Genomic DNA, 16,253 nt, shown 5'->3' on the forward strand with positions numbered 1-16,253 from the left:
TGAAAATGGTGTGATGCGGGGCACAGGGGGTGTTGAATCGGTGCATGGCTTCCAACGGCTCAGCGACCCTGAGCGAAAAACCCGAGACCCCGTTCCACGATCTGGACCATTACCTCGCCATCCCCAGGGTCAGCGGCCTGGCCCTGAGCCCCGACGGCCGGCGGCTGGTCACGACCGTGGCCACGCTCAACGCCACGGGCACCGAATACGGCACCGCCCTGTGGGAGCTGGACCCGGAAGGGCACAAGCAGGCCCGCCGGATCACCCGCAGTGCCAAGGGGGAGGCCGGGGCCGTGTTTGCCGCCGGCGGGGACCTGTACTTCAGTTCCGCCCGCCCGGACCCGGAAAACCCTGACGCCGAGCCTGTCAACGCCCTGTGGATGCTGCCCGCGGACGGCGGCGAGGCCCGCGTCGTGCTCACCCGGGCCGGAGGAATCAGTGCACTCCTGGCCGCCCGGGAGACCGGCGCTCTTTTCGTCAATGCCCCCGTGCTGGCAGGGGCCACGGACGAGGATAATGATGAGGAGCGCCGCAAGGCGCGCAAGGACAACAAGGTCGCCGCCATCCTGCACACTGGCTATCCTGTCCGCTACTGGGACGCCGATCTGGGACCCGCCCAGCCGAGGCTCTTCGCCGTCGAGCCCGGCGAGGAAGAGGAGCCGGGCAAGCCCGCAACGGTTGACGCCGCAGCGCCGCTGAAGCTGCGCAATCTCACCCCCGACGCCGGCGCAGGCCTTCGCGACGCAAGTGCCGTCGTCAGCCCGGACGGCAGGACGATCTACAGCAGCTTCGCCAGGCCGCTCGCGCACGCGAATTCACGGTCGGTCCTCGTCGCGATCGACGTCGCCAGCGGCACCCGCACCGTGCTGCTGGACACCGCGGGAATGAGCTACTTCCCCGGGCCGGTCAGCCCCGACAACGGGACGCTGGTGGTGCTCAGCGAGAGCGACACCACCCCGGAACACGCACCCCAGCTCAGGCTGCACCTGCTCGACCTGACCGGTGCAGCATCCGGTGCTGGGTCCGGACCTGCGTCCGGCGCTGATGAGGGAACCGGCGGATCCGCGCTGACGCCGCTCGTGCACGGCTGGGACCGCTGGCCGCACCCCGCCGCGTGGCTGCCGGACGGATCGGCCCTGCTCGTCACTGCCGATGAGGACGGCGCCTCCCCGGTTTTCCGGATCAGCCTGTCCGGCGACGGTGGACCAGCCCAGGTCACCCGCCTGACCGCAGACAACGCCGCGTACACCGACGTCGTGGTCGCCCCGGACGGCCACGCCGCCTACGCGCTGCGCAGCTCCTACGAGTTCCCGGCCGAGGCCGTGCGGATCGACCTCGCCGGCGGCGGCACCGTCCGGCTCCCTGCCCCGGCCGAACGCCCCCGCTACCAGGGCTCGCTGGAACGCGTGGAGACGACGGCGGCAGACGGCACCCGCGTGCCGGCCTACCTGGCACTGCCTGAAGGCGCCTCTGCCGGCAGCCCGGCGCCCCTCCTGCTCTGGATCCATGGCGGCCCGCTCGGTTCCTGGAATGCCTGGACCTGGCGCTGGAACCCGTGGCTGCTCGTGGCCCGGGGGTATGCGGTGCTGCTGCCGGACCCCGCGCTGTCCACCGGTTACGGCCAGCACCACATCCAGCGCGGCTGGGGTGAATGGGGCAAGGCCCCGTTCACCGACCTGATGGCCATCACCGATGCCGTTGTGCAGCGGCCGGACATCGACGAGACCCGCACCGCGGCTATGGGCGGGTCCTTCGGGGGCTACATGGCCAACTGGGTGGCCGGCCACACGGACCGGTTCAAGGCGGTCGTCACCCACGCCAGTCTCTGGGCGCTGGATCAGTTCGGCCCCACCACCGACGCCGCGCAGTACTGGCTCAGGGAGATGACGGCCGAGATGGCGCTGGAGAACTCCCCGCACCTGCATGTGGAAAACATCAGCACCCCAATGCTCGTTATCCATGGCGACAAGGACTACCGGGTACCGATCGGCGAGGGTCTGCGTCTTTGGTATGAACTGCTCTCCAGGTCCCGGCTGGCGGCCGACGAGAACGGCGAAACCGCCCACCGCTTCCTGTATTTCCCGGACGAAAACCACTGGATCCTGCAGCCGCAGCACGCCAAGGTCTGGTACGGCGTCGTGGAACACTTCCTCGCCCGCAACCTGCTGGACAAGGATCTGCCGGTGCCGGACGAGCTGGGTTTATAGGCCTCACCATCCGGCCCGGGGGCACGGACGATTCTCAGGACACAGGCAGGGCCCCCGTAGGATTGGGCTGTGACTGAGACAATCCGCATCCGCCCTGCCCGCACGAGCGATGTCGGAGCGATCAAGACCCTCGTGGCGCCGCTGGCCGACAAGCGGATCCTGATGGCCAAGGAAACCGTGGCGTATTACGAAAGCCTGCAGGAGTTCCGAATCGCCGAATCGGCGGACGGTGAAGTGATCGGCTGCGGAGCGCTGCACGTCATGTGGGAGGACCTCGCCGAGGTGCGCACGCTCGCCACCTCGGATGCCTGGCGGGGCAAGGGTGTGGGCCACCTGCTGGTGGAGCGGCTGCTGGAGGAGGCCAGGGCACTCGGCGTCTCCCGCGTGTTCTGCCTGACCTTCGAGGTGGACTTCTTCAAGAAGCACGGCTTCGAAGTCATGGCCGACCAGACCGCCGTCGACCCCGTGGTGTATTCGGAGCTGCTGCGCTCCCATGACGAGGGCGTTGCCGAGTTCCTGGACCTGGCCCGGGTAAAGCCCAACACGCTCGGCAATACCCGGATGATCAAGACCCTCTAGTTTCACGCGGCCGGAGGCCGTCCGGGTAACGGGCTCCGGGGACTTCCCATCTGTAAATTTGATGGATAAACTGGCCCCGGTCCAGGGGGTGGACCACCCGACTTCCGGAGGCAAGAAATTGCACGAGCGCGTGATTTTTCCAGATTTCTCTGCTTTCCAAATGACGATGACCGGTGCGGGCGCGGCACGCCGCGCCGGCGCCCGCGGCGCCGGGGAAAATCCCGCTGAGGTCCCCGCGCCCGTACCGCCCGCGCGCCCTGCCGCCGGGCCCGGTCCGGCGCCCGGGAGCAACCGGGGGCAGCATGCCGCGCCGCCGTTCTCCTGGCTCGGCAGCGACGCCTGGCCGAGTTTCCCCCTGTCGGCAGACAAACGAACCTGACGTCCACACCCGCGGATCCCGGGACGGGCGTCGTCCGAGAGCACACGTTCCCGCGTCAGGGGTCGCAAAACCGGAGCCTACCGCTGGCTGGGCGCCGGTAGTAGGGTCAGAGCAAGCAGCCAGGACACCATCCAGGGAGCACCGCCATGAAGAAGCTCATCAATGATCCCCGCGCAGTGGTTGACGAGTCAGTGGAGGGTTTCGGGCTTGCCCATGCCGACCTCGTGACCGTCTTTGCGGACCCCAAGTACATCGTGCGCAAAGACGCGCCGGTGGCAGGAAAAGTCGGGCTGGTTTCCGGCGGCGGCAGCGGGCACGAGCCCCTGCATGGCGGCTACGTCGGAATGGGAATGCTCGACGCCGCCGTGCCGGGCGCCGTGTTCACCTCACCCACACCCGACCAGATCCTTCCCGCCACGCTCGCCGTCAACTCAGGTGCCGGCGTCGTGCACATCGTGAAGAACTACACGGGCGACGTGCTGAACTTTGAGACAGCCTCCGAGCTGGCCGAGGCGGAGGGCGTGCAGGTCCGCACTGTGCTGGTCAATGACGACGTCGCGGTGCAGGATTCGCTTTACACCGCCGGGCGGCGCGGCGTGGGCGGGACCGTCCTGGTGGAGAAGATCGCGGGCGCCGCCGCTGAACGCGGTGACAACCTGGACGCGGTCGCCGCGATCGGCGACCGCGTCAACGCGAACGTGCGCAGCATGGGCGTCGCATTGACCGCCTGCACGGTCCCGCATGCGGGGGCGCCAAGTTTTGTGCTGGAGGAAAACGAAATCGAGATCGGCATCGGCATCCACGGCGAGCCCGGCCGGCACAAGATTCCCATGGAGAACGCCGACGGCATCACCGACCGCCTGCTGGAACCGGTCGTCAGCGACCTCGGCCTGGCTTCCGGGGACAAAGTGCTCCTGTTCGTCAACGGCATGGGCGGCACCCCGCTGAGCGAGCTCTACATCGTTTACCGCCGCGCTGCGCAGCAGCTGGCCGGGAAGGGCATCACCGTGGCACGCTCGCTGGTCGGCAACTACATCACTTCGCTCGAAATGCAGGGGTGCTCCATCACCGTGCTGCGCCTCGATGATGAGATGACTGCGCTCTGGGACGCGCCCGTCCACACCGCGGCCCTCCGCTGGGGCGTCTGACCGTGGGGCTCGACGTCAACTGGGCGCTGCGGTGGCTGACGCTCTCGGCCCAGGCCATGGCGGAGCACCGGGAGGAACTCATCGAACTGGACCGGCCGATCGGCGATTCGGACCACGGCGAGAACATGGACCGGGGTTTCCAGGCGGTCATGCTCAAGATCGCCGAGACGCCGCCGGAAACCGCCGGGGCGGCGCTGAAGCTGACTGCCATGACCCTGATGTCCAAGGTCGGCGGAGCCGCCGGGCCGCTCTACGGCACGGCCTTCCTCCGGGCGGCCACGGCACTGGGCGAGACGGCGGACATCGACGCCGCCACCCTGGCCGCGGCGTATCAGGCCGCGCGGGACGGAATCGTGGCCCGCGGAAAGGCGGAATCCGGCGATAAGACGATGGTGGACGCCTGGACCCCGGCGGTCGACGCGGCTGCTGCTGCCGCCGGTGACAGCGATGTGCACAAGGTCCTGGCCGCCGCCGCGGAGGCAGCCGAAGCCGGGGCCGTATCCACCGACCCGATGCTCGCCCGCAAGGGCCGCGCCAGCTACCTGGGGGAGCGCAGCATCGGGCACCGGGACCCGGGCGCCGTCTCCAGCGCCCTGATCCTGCGCGCCGCCGCCGGGGCGGCCGAATGACGGTCACGCTCGTCGTCGTCTCCCACAGTGAAAAGATCGCCGACGGCGCCGTCGAGCTTGCCGCCCAGATGGCGCCTGACGTGCTGATCCTCCCCGCCGGCGGCACCGACGACGGCCGGATCGGCACAAGCCTCGAGCGGGTCATGGCCGCGCTCGAACAGGCGGGGGACGCCAACCGCGACGGCACAGTCGTCCTGACGGATCTGGGCTCGGCCGTGATGACAGCCGAGTCCGCGGTGGAATTCATGGCGGATCCGTCCTCCGTGCTGCTGGCCGACGCGCCCCTCGTCGAGGGCCTGGTCGCCGCCGCCGTGGCGGCCCAGGCCGGAGCCGACGCCGAAGGCGTGAAGGAAGCCGCGGAAGCCGTGTACCGTCCGCCGGCCGCGCCGCAGCACGCGCACGAGCGCCGGCCCCCGGAGGCGACCGGGGACTTTGAACTCGTCAACAAGGCAGGCATGCACGCCCGCCCGGCCGCGAAGATTGCCGGCGGGCTCTCCGGCATGGACGCCGAGGTGACCGTCAACGGCGTCGACGGAGCGTCGATGACGGAGCTCATGATGCTCGGAGCGGCCAAGGGAGCGGTGCTGCACATAGAAGCCAGCGGCCCGGAAGCCGCAAAAGCCGTGGACTACCTGCGCGGACTGATCACGGCGGGGTTCGGCGAACCCTAGGCTTTCAGGCCGTACCGGCCGCGGGCAGGTCCGGTTCCACCGGGACCTGCCGGGATCCACTCCAGGCGATCCATCCGCCGGCGGCTGCCATCAGCAGGGCCCCGGCGGTCTGGGTCGGCAGGCTGCTTCCCGTCGTCGCCTGCCCCAGGACAACGCCCAGCACATAGAACAACACGGCGCCGGCCGCCCAGAGCACCCCGGACCAGCGCGGCAGCTGGTGTGAGCGCCAGACCGCGATCCCCAGCAGCACGTTGCCGAGGAACGCGAGCAGGAGCCCCAGCAGGAACGCCGCTGTCATGGACCCGGGGAACTCCAGGTCCATCACGTCCTGGTTTCCGGCCAGGTAGGCCTTTCCGATGGCGGGAGTGGCGAAGGTCGAAATCACGGCGGGCACCAGCAGCAGGGCCGTGCCTGCGGCAGCGGTGACCATCGCTGCCAGGGCCAGGCCACCGACCCGGCTGTTGGCAAGGCAGCAGCCCAGGGCAAAGAGGCCGAAGATGGCGAGGACCGTGCCGGCGGTGCTGCCCCACAAGTGGCTCAAGTGGTATGAATCGGAGCTGACAAACCGGGCCCAGGCATCAGGGTCCCGCTCCTGGTCCGGCTGCGGTTCCAGCGTGGACCAGGCAGTGACGAGCGCCGAGACGGGCAGGGCCCACAAGCCGGCCCGGATCCAGCGGCTGATGTTTTTCGCGTTCACGGTGTTCACCTTTTCTCCGCGCGGGCTAGCCGGCCTGGTGGAGACCTTCCGCATCAAGTAGCACTCCGGCTGAGATGAACCTGCCGCACTGCTTTCCGTACGGGTAAGCAACCCGCGGCGTGAACGTCAGGGTCCGGACCGGCAGGGGCAGGCCGCCGGGGCCGGTTCCGCCCACGCTGGCCTCGATCGGGGACTCGGTGAGCGGATCAAGCGTGAGCATCCCCGTCAGGGTGCCGTCAGGGGAGGCGGTCGCCGAACAGGGGCGGTCGTCGCCGTAGGGCCCGGGCTCGCAGCCCTGATCCACCGTGGTGCTGCCCGGGAAGAGCTCAAGTTCAGCCTCCGTGCAGCGCCCGTCCTGGCAGGCTTCGAGCCTGAGTGTTTTCACCGAGGCGGTGTACTCCCGGGCCACGGTCAGCGCAACGACCGGTGCCTGGGCGATCGCCGGGCACGCCGTCTCGGGCTGGCACCCGGTGGCCAGCAGTGCGGTGCAAGCCAGGCCCGCAAGGGCCGTGAACGTGCGCATGCTTCAGGGTAGTTCCGGGAGGTCCGTCCAGCTAGGGGCCCGGCCTTCGGCCGGGATCAGGCGGGCAGCTGGAAGCCGGACGGATGCAGCTCGGCCAGACCGTCGCTGAGCAGTCCGGCCAGCGCGCGGTCCAGTTGCTCCGGCGCGGAGTTGAGCCGGTGTAGCGCGGCCAGCGGGATTCCGATGCCGGCCGGTGCGAAGCCAAGGTCCGCCGGGGCCCGCTCGAACAGCTCCGGGGCCACCGGCGACTCTGCCACGCGCAGCACCGCCAGCACGGCTCCGCGCAGCTGGCGGTCGGTTCCGTGCCAGGACTGCCCTTTCGGTGTGTAGCTCGGCGGCGGCTCACCGGCTGCGAGCCAGGCGCAGGAGCCGCGGACCGGGCATTCCCCGCATTTCGGGGACCGCGCGGTGCACACCAGGGCGCCCAGTTCCATGACGGAGGCGTTCCAGCGGACCGAGGCGCCGGCACCGTCCGGCAGCGCCTGCGCGGCCAGCCGCATCTCCGCGGCGGTCAGCGACTGGGAAGGCAGGGCTGCGCCGGAAAAGAGCCGCGCGTGCACGCGGCGGATATTGGTGTCGACCACGGTTGCCCGGCGCCCGAAGGCGAAGGCGGCGACGGCGGCTGCCGTGTAGCTGCCCACCCCGGGCAGCTCCAGCAGTTCCGGGTAGGTTCCGGGAACTTTTCCGCCGTGGTCCGAACCGATGGCGGCGGCGGCCGCGTGCAGCCGCAGCGCGCGCCGCGGGTAGCCCAGCCGGCCCCAGGCCCGGACGGCTTCGCCGGCGGGCTCGCGGGCCAGATCGGAGGGCTCCGGCCAGCGCCGCAGCCATTCCTCCCAGACCGGCAGCACGCGCACTACCGGCGTCTGCTGCAGCATGATCTCGCTGACCAGAACGCCCCATGGCGTGCATTCGGCTGCCCGCCAGGGGAGTTCCCGGGCGTTCGCCCCGAACCATGCGGCCAGGGCCTCATGCAGGGCGGCCAGCGGAAGGGCTGCGGGAACGGCTTCGGGGCGGGCGGCAGCGGGGACGGCGGGGGAATCGGCTAGAGCTTTGATGGATTCAGCGTAATAGATGAGGGCCACACTCCGCCTGCGGCGTGGGAGGGCCCCATACCCGGCGCGGTTCTCTAGCCTAGAAGGATGGGCAGGCAAGACAATTCCGGAACTCAGGGTTCCCGGCCGAGGGGTTCCGGCAGCGGAGCACCCGCGGCCCACGGCGCGGCGCGAAAATCGGCGCCCAAATCCGGGCGTACCCCTGCCCGGAAGCCGGCCCGGAAAACGGCCAGCCCCGTTTACCGGCGCCGCCGGCTGTTCGTGGGGGCCGCCCTGCTGCTGGTGATCGCCGTCGCGTTCGGGGGATTCGCCGCGGCCTCGGACATCTTCAATGCCGGGCAGTCCGGTTCCGGCGGGGGAGCGGCTCCGTCGGGCCAGGAAACGGGGCAGGCCGCCGGCCCGGAAGCCACGGCATCCCCTTCGGCTCCCCCGACGGGCAACGGCTGCGAGCAGAACCTCGTGACCGTCACGGCCGCCACGGACAAGCCCGCCTACGCTGCCGGTGAGAACCCGCTGCTCACGCTCAAGGTGACGAACGGCAACAAGGTGCCGTGCGAGGTCAACATGGGGACCTCGCAGATGGAATTCCTGGTCATGAGCGGCTCGGACCGGATCTTCTCGTCCACTGACTGCCAGGCCGACAGCACCGACGTCGTGAAGACCATCATGCCGGGGCAAAGTGAGACGGCCAACTTCCCCTGGCAGCGCAACCGCACGGTCCAGGGCTGCCAGCCCATCGAGGCCAGACCGGGAGCGGGCGGCGCGTATTACGTCTTCACCGCGCGGCTGGCCAGCAAGACCAGCCCCAAGGCCGTGTTCCAGCTCAACTGACCCCCGTCGAGTGCTCCGTAAGTGCCGTTTTGAGGGCTTGTCATGTCTCAGTACCTCGTGGACAGTTGATGTCTCAGTACCTCGTGGACGTTTCCTGTCTCAGCACTTCGTGGACGTTTGGTTGGCCATGAAGCCTCGGGGCTTGTTGTTCCCGACGTAGTTTGTGCCTATGGGCGGGCGCGGGTGGGTGATGATTTCCGTTCCGCGCCCGTCGAAGAACATGATCGTGGCCTCGTCGTAGAGGACATGGACGGTCGCGCCGACGTGGTCTTTACCCATGCCGAAATGCATGCCGATGACGGCAACGGAACCGTTTTTCCCGACCCGTCGCTGGACGCTGCGCCTGGTGGCGGGCACGGTGATTTCAGGGTTGGGCGGCTCGGGTGGCGTGGCTTTGGCCGTTGCATACCAGGCCTCCTGCGGGGTGGTGCCTGGTGGCAGTGATTGATGCTCACGTTCGGTGTTGTAGTACCGGTCAAACTCGTCGACATAGGCCTGGAGTTCTGCCATCGTGTGTGCCGGCGGTTGTTGATTCAGATACCTGTGCAGCGTCTGGTGGAAGCGTTCGTTCTTGCCCTGGGTGGTGGGTTTGTAGGGTTTGCCGGTGATCGGCTCCACTCCGTGGGACTTCAGATATTCCACCAACGCGCCGGTCCTTCCGCGTCTGGTCGGGTTCAGCGCGGCACCGTTGTCCGAAAGAAACTTCTGCGGGACGCCGTGGCGGGCGATGGCTGCCGATACGACGCGGATGGCGGCTTCGCTGGTCTCGCCGGTGGCTACCAACGATGCCAGTGCCAGTCGCGAATGATCGTCAATGAGTTGGAAGATCGCGACTTTCGTGTTGCCGGCCAACAGCCACTCGGTCGAGTCGATCTGCCAGCACCCGTTCGGCTCGGGATATACAAACCGCTGATAGGCGCTCCGGGGCTTCTTCCTCGGCTCCGGGACGACGACCCCGGCCCGGGTGAAGATCCGGGCCAGGGTCGCCCGTGACGGTGGTTCCAGACCTTGCCGACGCAGTTTTGCGGCAACGCTCAGTGGTCCGTAGTCGTGGCCCATCCTCTTCAAGGTTTCCCGCGTGTCCAGGACCAACTCGACCATCCGCGGGGTGACTTGGGCCGGGCTGGTCCGGGGTTTCGTGGAGCGCATCTCCATGGCCTTCATCGGGCCCTGAGCGGACGCAGCGGCCTTGATCTTGTAGAACCAGGCCCGGGAGACTTTGTGCTTGCGGCAGAACGCCGTCACTGAACCCCGAGGGGCATCCTCAGGCCACGACGCTACGAGATGACGGACCTTCATATCCAGATTGCGTTCGCTCATGAGATGAGCAAAACGCCATCGAGTGTCCACGATGTCCTGAGACACACTGTCCACGATGACTTGAGACAGAAGTGTCCATTAAGTCATGAGACTCCACAGCCGTTTTGAGGGCTCAAAAGGGCGGTTGCGGAGCACTCGACGGGGTTAATGGAGGGGTCAGACCGGCGGGGGTCAGAGGAAACGGTCCAGCAGGCTTGCCTCGGCCATCCGGCTCAGGCCTTCGCGGACCGTCCGGGCGCGCTGGTCGCCGATGCCGTCCACCGTCATGAGGTCATCGATCGTGGCCGCCATCAGAAACTGCAGCCCGCCGAAGTGGTCCACCAGGCGGTCGGCGACGGCCTTCGGGACGGCCTTCAGTCCGGACAGCAGCCGGTAGCCGCGCGGCTGCACGACGGCGTCGAGGTTGGCCTCGCCGCCGGCGAAGCCCACGATCCCGGCGATCTTGCCCAGGTCGATCAGCTCGGTGGGGCCAAGGGTCACGAGCGCCTTCACGGCCTTATCGATGTCCTCGGCGGAAGTGTCCGGGCCCGAGTAGTCGCGGATGATCACATCGCTGCCGGGCCCGCGGCCCACGGTCAGCTCGTCCAGCTGGAGGGAGAGCAGCCGTCCGTCCTCGCCGAGTTCCAGCACGTACTGTGAGATCTCTTCCGAGATCCTGCGGACCATTTCCTGGCGCTGCAGGGTCACCGCAACATCGCGGACCGTCACCATGGCCTCGATTTCCAGGGCCGAGAGGGAACTGGTGACCTGGTCCAGCCGGGAGCGGTAGCGCTCCAAGGTCGCCAGAGCCTGGTTGGCCCGGGCCAGGACCTTCTCCGAGCCCTCCAGGACGTGCCGCAGCCCGTTCACGTAGAGGGCGATGATCTGCATGGACTGGCTGACCGAGATAACCGGGACGCCGGTCTGGATGGCAACACGCTCCGCGGTCCGGTGCCGGGTGCCGGACTCCTGCGTCTCGATGCTGGAATCCGGAACCAGCTGAACGGCCGCGCGCAGGATGTTGCTGGCATCCTTGTCGCAGATGATGGCACCGTCCATTTTGGCTAGTTCCCGGAGGCGGGTGGGGGAGAAGTCGATGCCGATGTCGAAGCCGCCGGAGCAGATGGATTCGATGGTCCGGTCGATGCCCAGCACGATCAAGGCGCCGGTCCGCCCGCGGAGGATGCGCTCCAGGCCGTCGCGGAGCGCGGTGCCCGGTGCCACTCGGCCCAGGGTCGCCTTGAGTGAATCTTCAGGGCTCCGAGCCATAGATTTTCCCTTCAAAGGTGCAGGCATCGGCCTGCAGGTGCGCCGGTTTCCAGTGGTTCCCGGCAGGATCAAAAGTACTCGGTTCCCCGTTCTCACCATAGTAGAGGTAAAGCAGGTCAACTTCCGCACGGACAAGCCCCAAAGTGGCCCATCGGGACGCCCGCGGGAACGTCCGTGGAATGCCCCCTCGGGCTCCGCTCCGGGACCGTACTTTTGGCCGGCGGAGCTCCCGCTGCGCAGCGGCTTTGCGCCCGCATCGCGGCGGCGGCGCGGACTGCGATAAACTTGAAGCCTTGGGTGTACCGTCGGCTGCCCGTCGCCGCGGCCCCAGCAATCACGCAGAACCCCCCAGCAGAACAAGCAGTGATCCCGCCGGGCCAGCCTGATTCCCGCAGGCCCGGGACCGCAACCATTCAACGCCGCAGCGAAAGTAGCACCGTGTCCCAAGAAGTCCTTAGCCCCGCCCGAGTCCAGGAGATTCACGAGCAGGCGGCCCGGCGTCGGACTTTTGCGGTCATTTCACACCCTGACGCCGGCAAGTCCACCCTGACCGAGGCGCTCGCGCTGCACGCGAAGGTGATCGGCACCGCAGGTGCCTCCAGCGGCAAGGCCAACCGCAAGGAAACCATCTCGGACTGGATGCAGATGGAAAAGGACCGCGGCATCTCGATCAGCTCCGCGGCCCTGCAGTTCTCCTACCGGGACACCGTGATCAACCTGCTGGACACCCCCGGCCACGCGGACTTCTCCGAGGACACCTACCGGGTGCTGGCCGCCGTCGACTGCGCCGTGATGCTCGTGGACGCCGCCAAGGGCCTGGAAACCCAGACCATGAAGCTCTTCGAGGTCTGCAAGCAGCGCAACCTGCCGATCATCACCGTGATCAACAAGTGGGACCGGCCCGGCCTCGACGCACTGGCCCTCATGGACGAAATCACCGAGCGCACCGGCCTCCAGCCGATGCCGCTGACCTGGGCCGTTGGCATCTCCGGTGACTTCCGCGGCGTCTGGGACCTGCGCAATGACCGTTTCGCCCAGTTCACTCGCAACAACGCCGGCGCCAAGATCGCCCTCACCGAGTACTTCAGCCCGGAGCAGGCCGCAGCCAGCCAGGGGGACGACTGGTCCAACGCGGTCGACGAGGCCGGGTTGGTCATCGAGTCCAACCTTGAGTTCGACGTTGAGGCCTTCCACGCCGGCAAGGCCACCCCGATCCTCTTCAGCTCCGCCGCGTTGAATTTCGGCGTCAAGGAGATCCTCGACGCCCTCGTGGACTTCGCCCCGCCGGCCGCACCGCGCCCCGACGTCGACGGCGCCGCCCGGCCCGTCGACGCGCCCTTCGCCGGCTTCGTCTTCAAGGTCCAGGCCGGCATGAACAAGGCCCACCGGGACCACGTCGCCTTCATCCGGGTCTGCTCCGGCATTTTCGAACGCGGCATGGTGGTCACGCAGGGCCGGACCGGCAAGTCGTTCGCCACCAAGTACGCCCAGCAGGTCTTTGGCCGCGAACGCGAGGTCATTGACGAAGCCTTCCCCGGGGATGTCGTGGGCCTGGTCAACGCGTCCTCGCTGCGGGTGGGCGACAGCCTCTTCCTCGAACAGCCGGTGGAGTTCCCCGCCATTCCGCTCTTCGCGCCGGAGCATTTCCAGGTGGCGCGCTCCAAAGACCCCAGCCGTTTCAAGCAGTTTCGCCGCGGCATCGAACAGCTCGAGCACGAGGGAGTCATCCAGGTGCTCCGCTCGGACGTCCGCGGCGACCAGGCCCCGGTTCTGGCAGCCGTCGGCCCCATGCAGTTCGAAGTGGTGGAGGACCGTATGGCGCACGATTTCAGCGCTCCAATGCGCCTGGAGCGCCTGCCCTATTCGATTGCCCGGATTTCGACCGCGGACGCCATGCCGGCACTGGCCAACGTGCCCGGCGCCGAGGTGCTGCTGCGCTCAGATGGCGCATATCTCGCCCTGTTCAATGATGTGTGGGCCCTGCGCCGGATCGAGAAGAACCACCCGGACCTGACCCTTTTGCCCATCGGCACGCACAATCCCGCAAAATAGCGGCCAACAGCCCTGCGGCGGGCAGGAATTGATCCTCCGGAGGTCTTGCCGGATCCCGTTCCCGCGGTATCATAAGTAGCCTTGCTATTTTGCGGGCGCCGGACGGTTCCGGCTTTTTGGAATGATCCGCCCGATTTCATCGGCGGGCCCCGCACCCAAGGGACAACGAACACTCCTTGACTGACCACTACAGAAAACTCGGCATGAAAACAGGCTTCCTGCTGAGCGGGCGCTACCTGATCCAGGGCGTCATTGGCAGGGGCAGCCAGTCCACCGTGTACCGGGCCCGCGACGAACTCCTGCAGCGCGAAGTGGCCGTCAAGCTTTTCCGCGACGACGCGGACGATCTCGAGCACACCCGCCGGCAGGGACAGGAAATCCGCATCCTCGCCGGGATGAGCCACCACTCCCTCGTGACACTGTTCGACGCCGGTGCTGACCTGAGTGACCCGGAGGGGTCCCTGCGCTACCTCGTGATGGAACTGGTCCGCGGGCCCGACCTGCGGCACCGCGCCGCCCAGGGGCCGCTGTCCTCGGCGCACATGGCGGTGATCGGCCACGACCTGGCGGACGGACTCTCCTACATCCACCACCACGGCATCGTCCACCGCGACGTGAAGCCGGCCAATATCCTGCTGGTGGACTACAGCAACGATGACCGGCGCCCCCGGGCCAAGCTCAGCGACTTTGGTGTTGCCATCATGACGGGCAACAGCCCGGCGTCGGAGGACGGCGGGACCTCCGGGACCCCCGCCTACCTGAGCCCGGAGCAGGCTGCCGGCGAACCCGCCGGGCCGCTGAGCGATGTGTATTCCCTTGGCCTGGTGCTGCTCGAAGGGCTGACCGGAAAGATGGCCTACCCCGGCGCGCCCGTCCAGTCCGCCGTCGCGCGGCTGCTCCACGACCCGGACATCCCCGAAGAGCTGGCTCCCCTGTGGACGGCGCTGCTGTCCTCCATGCTCGCCCGCGACCCGGCGGAGCGCCCGGCGGCCCGGGAAGTCTCGCTGGCACTGCGCCAGGAAATCATCAACGGGGCAGCCCGCCACCGCCTGGAAGAGGCTCCCAACACCGTCGACGAGGAAGGCCGGATGCGCGCGGTGGAACGCTACCGGATCCTCGACACCCCGGCCGACGGCGCCTTCGACCGGATCGCAGGGCTCGCGGCCCGGATGTTCTCGGTACCGGTGGCGATCGTCAGCGTGGTGGACCATGACCGGATCTGGTTCAAGGCCCATCACGGCACCGATGTCACCCAGATCGGGCGGGACCCGGGACTGTGCGCCTCCGCGATCCTGCAGGACGACGCCTGGGTCGTTGAGGATGCCACCAGCGACCCGCGCACCCTCACGAACCCGCTGGTGGCGGGCGAGTTCGGCCTGCAGTTCTATGCCGGCGTCCCGCTGCGCACACCCGACGGCTACAACCTGGGCACTTTTTGCATCCTTGACCGGGAGCCCCGGGAGTTCAGCGCCGAGGACACCCGGACCCTGGAGGACCTGGCCGCGATCGTGATGAACGACCTTGAGATGCGGCTGCAGAGCCGGGGAGCCATCGCCGGTTAGCCGGGGCCGGGCCGCCGGCGCCATTCAACGCCTGCGCTGTTTAGCGCCTGCGCCATTCAACGCCTGCGCTGTTTAGCGCCTGCGCTGTTTAGCGCCTGCGCTGTCTAACGCCTGCGCTGTCTAACGCCTGCCGGCGTGGAGCGCCAGTTCCAGTTCGAACCGGGCCTTGGGGTCCTCCAGGGCGTCGCCGAACAGTTCGCGCAGCTGCGCCGCCCGGTAGCCCACGGTCTGCGGGTGGATGCCGAGCTCCGCCGCCACGGGCGCCCGCTGGCCCCAGTGCCGCAGCCAGGACAGCAGCGTCTCCGCGAGCCGCTCGCGCTGGGCCGGCCGAAGCCCCTCCAGCGGCGCCAGCCGGCGGTTGGCCAGTTCCGCGATGGCGGAGGGCGCCGCGCCGAGGATCACCTCGGCCAGGTGGTCATCGGCCCAGATCGGCGGGTCCTCCGGACCTTCGCGGGGCGGCAGCACCGAGGCCGCAAGCACTGCCAGGCGCAGCGAATCGGGGACCTTTTCCCAGCCTCCGGCCGGACCCACGGCCGCCCCGCGGCCCAGCAGCGCCTTTTCCAGGTCCGCCCGTGCGGACTTTGACTTCCGGGCCGGGACCAGGGCGACGGCGTCGGTCTCGCGTTCGATGACCAGCGTCCCCGGGCCCAGCCGGAGCCGCAGCCCCGCGGACCGGTCCACCGGCAGCGTCACCACCACCATCCGCTGCGGCAGGGACCAGTCCGCCATCGCGGCCGTCTGGCGCAAGGCCGCCTCATCCGCCTGTCCCAGCAGGAGCAGGTCCAGCAGTTCGGTGCGCCGCCGGTCCACCGCGCCGGCCCGTTCCGACTGTTCAAAGGCATACGCCTCGGCGCTGACGGCGGAGAGCTCGTCGATGTAGGCAAGGATCGATTCGCCCAGGTCCACCACGACACTCTGGCCGAGGTGGTGTTCCACGGACACCCTGGACATCTCGCGGAAAGTGACGCGGGCGCCCATCCGGTAGGCGCTCAGCAGCGCATCCATGCTCCGGCCCTGCCGGAATTCGCCGCTGCCCAGCCCCGCCACCAGTTGCCGGCTCTCCTCCGACAACGCGGGCAGGCGGGTTCCCGGCAGCTGCAGGAAGCGGTCCAGTGCGGCGGCCACTCCCCGGCGCAGCCCCCGCCCGAAGCGGCCCTCGATCGGCCGGGCGTAGGCAGGCACGAGCTGCGGCACCGCGGCGATGATTGCCTCGACAATGCCGGGCATCATCGGCCGGAGCATGTCGCTGACCTCGCGCGGCAGGGCCAGCCACGGAGGGTCGTAGGCGGGGGAGGCGGAGGCGCCGACCGGGGAAGCATTCATAAGGTCCGTTCCCAAAAGTTGTTGCGGGGAGA

General features: G+C 68.4%; 14 protein-coding genes. 8 read left to right on the forward strand and 6 right to left on the reverse strand.

The annotated features are described in order from the left end of the window. The first annotated feature begins 44 nt into the window (after positions 1-44). The 5 genes from ASPU41_RS06950 to dhaM all read left to right on the forward strand — a co-directional run bounded on the left by ASPU41_RS06950 (position 45) and on the right by dhaM (position 5,613). Positions 45-2,207, forward strand: coding sequence for a S9 family peptidase (locus ASPU41_RS06950; protein ID WP_197515785.1), 2,163 nt, complete (start codon positions 45-47; stop codon positions 2,205-2,207). 69 nt (positions 2,208-2,276) lie between these two features. Continuing rightward, a complete protein-coding gene (locus tag ASPU41_RS06955) occupies positions 2,277-2,786 on the forward strand; it encodes an amino-acid N-acetyltransferase (RefSeq protein ID WP_069950306.1) in 510 nt (169 codons plus the stop codon). 525 nt (positions 2,787-3,311) lie between these two features. Further along, complete coding sequence (dhaK, locus tag ASPU41_RS06960) at positions 3,312-4,313, forward strand: dihydroxyacetone kinase subunit DhaK (RefSeq protein WP_069950307.1); 1,002 nt, start codon at positions 3,312-3,314, stop codon at positions 4,311-4,313. A 2-nt stretch (positions 4,314-4,315) separates the two neighbouring features. After that, entirely contained in the window at positions 4,316-4,942 is a 627-nt protein-coding gene (gene dhaL, locus ASPU41_RS06965) for a dihydroxyacetone kinase subunit DhaL (RefSeq protein WP_069950308.1), read from the forward strand. Further along, on the forward strand, positions 4,939-5,613 hold the full coding sequence (gene dhaM / locus ASPU41_RS06970; protein WP_069950309.1) for a dihydroxyacetone kinase phosphoryl donor subunit DhaM: 675 nt from the start codon (positions 4,939-4,941) through the stop codon (positions 5,611-5,613). The genes dhaL and dhaM overlap by 4 nt, the downstream gene beginning before the upstream one ends. Positions 5,614-5,617: 4 nt before the next feature. On the opposite strand, the gene ASPU41_RS06975 is transcribed toward dhaM, so the two are convergent. The 3 genes from ASPU41_RS06975 to ASPU41_RS06985 are packed head-to-tail and all read right to left on the reverse strand — an operon-like array spanning position 5,618 to position 7,915. Beyond that, positions 5,618-6,310 carry a hypothetical protein gene (locus ASPU41_RS06975; RefSeq protein ID WP_157356954.1) on the reverse strand — a complete coding sequence of 231 codons (693 nt, stop codon included), beginning with the start codon at positions 6,308-6,310 and terminating at the stop codon, positions 5,618-5,620. Between the two features lie 25 nt (positions 6,311-6,335). After that, entirely contained in the window at positions 6,336-6,833 is a 498-nt protein-coding gene (locus ASPU41_RS06980; RefSeq protein WP_069950311.1) for a hypothetical protein, read from the reverse strand. Positions 6,834-6,889: 56 nt separating this feature from the next. Continuing rightward, positions 6,890-7,915, reverse strand: a complete 1,026-nt coding sequence (locus ASPU41_RS06985; protein WP_442856237.1) for an A/G-specific adenine glycosylase — start codon at positions 7,913-7,915, stop codon at positions 6,890-6,892. A 57-nt stretch (positions 7,916-7,972) separates the two neighbouring features. On the opposite strand from ASPU41_RS06985, the gene ASPU41_RS06990 reads away from it, so the two are divergent. Further along, entirely contained in the window at positions 7,973-8,716 is a 744-nt protein-coding gene (locus ASPU41_RS06990) for a hypothetical protein (protein WP_069950312.1), read from the forward strand. 99 nt (positions 8,717-8,815) lie between these two features. Here the strand turns inward: ASPU41_RS06990 and ASPU41_RS06995 are convergent, their stop codons facing one another. Together ASPU41_RS06995 and disA are read right to left on the reverse strand one after the other, a co-directional pair. After that, positions 8,816-10,036 (reverse strand): IS481 family transposase, encoded by a 1,221-nt coding sequence (locus tag ASPU41_RS06995; RefSeq protein WP_069949836.1) that lies wholly within the window; start codon positions 10,034-10,036, stop codon positions 8,816-8,818. A gap of 171 nt (positions 10,037-10,207) precedes the next feature. After that, positions 10,208-11,284, reverse strand: coding sequence for a DNA integrity scanning diadenylate cyclase DisA (disA, locus tag ASPU41_RS07000; RefSeq protein WP_069950313.1), 1,077 nt, complete (start codon positions 11,282-11,284; stop codon positions 10,208-10,210). A gap of 438 nt (positions 11,285-11,722) precedes the next feature. Between disA and ASPU41_RS07005 the strand changes: the two genes are divergently transcribed. Together ASPU41_RS07005 and ASPU41_RS07010 are read left to right on the forward strand one after the other, a co-directional pair. Next, positions 11,723-13,336, forward strand: coding sequence for a peptide chain release factor 3 (locus ASPU41_RS07005; protein WP_069950314.1), 1,614 nt, complete (start codon positions 11,723-11,725; stop codon positions 13,334-13,336). A gap of 203 nt (positions 13,337-13,539) precedes the next feature. After that, complete coding sequence (locus ASPU41_RS07010; protein ID WP_069950315.1) at positions 13,540-14,898, forward strand: GAF domain-containing serine/threonine-protein kinase; 1,359 nt, start codon at positions 13,540-13,542, stop codon at positions 14,896-14,898. 120 nt (positions 14,899-15,018) lie between these two features. Here ASPU41_RS07010 and ASPU41_RS07015 read toward each other — a convergent pair whose 3' ends face one another. Continuing rightward, on the reverse strand, positions 15,019-16,221 hold the full coding sequence (locus ASPU41_RS07015) for a PucR family transcriptional regulator (protein ID WP_069952537.1): 1,203 nt from the start codon (positions 16,219-16,221) through the stop codon (positions 15,019-15,021). Between the last annotated feature and the right edge of the window lie 32 nt (positions 16,222-16,253).

The sequence above is a fragment of the Arthrobacter sp. U41 genome (assembly GCF_001750145.1).
Classification (GTDB): domain Bacteria; phylum Actinomycetota; class Actinomycetes; order Actinomycetales; family Micrococcaceae; genus Arthrobacter.

Coding starts and splice junctions, on each gene's coding strand:
- ASPU41_RS06950 (WP_197515785.1), top strand. CDS start 45: ATGGCTTCCAACGGCTCAGCGACCCTGAGCGAAAAACCCGAGACCCCG.
- dhaK (WP_069950307.1), top strand. CDS start 3,312: ATGAAGAAGCTCATCAATGATCCCCGCGCAGTGGTTGACGAGTCAGTG.
- dhaM (WP_069950309.1), top strand. CDS start 4,939: ATGACGGTCACGCTCGTCGTCGTCTCCCACAGTGAAAAGATCGCCGAC.
- ASPU41_RS06980 (WP_069950311.1), bottom strand. CDS start 6,833: ATGCGCACGTTCACGGCCCTTGCGGGCCTGGCTTGCACCGCACTGCTG.
- ASPU41_RS06990 (WP_069950312.1), top strand. CDS start 7,973: ATGGGCAGGCAAGACAATTCCGGAACTCAGGGTTCCCGGCCGAGGGGT.
- ASPU41_RS06995 (WP_069949836.1), bottom strand. CDS start 10,036: ATGAGCGAACGCAATCTGGATATGAAGGTCCGTCATCTCGTAGCGTCG.
- disA (WP_069950313.1), bottom strand. CDS start 11,284: ATGGCTCGGAGCCCTGAAGATTCACTCAAGGCGACCCTGGGCCGAGTG.
- ASPU41_RS07010 (WP_069950315.1), top strand. CDS start 13,540: ATGAAAACAGGCTTCCTGCTGAGCGGGCGCTACCTGATCCAGGGCGTC.
- ASPU41_RS07015 (WP_069952537.1), bottom strand. CDS start 16,221: ATGAATGCTTCCCCGGTCGGCGCCTCCGCCTCCCCCGCCTACGACCCT.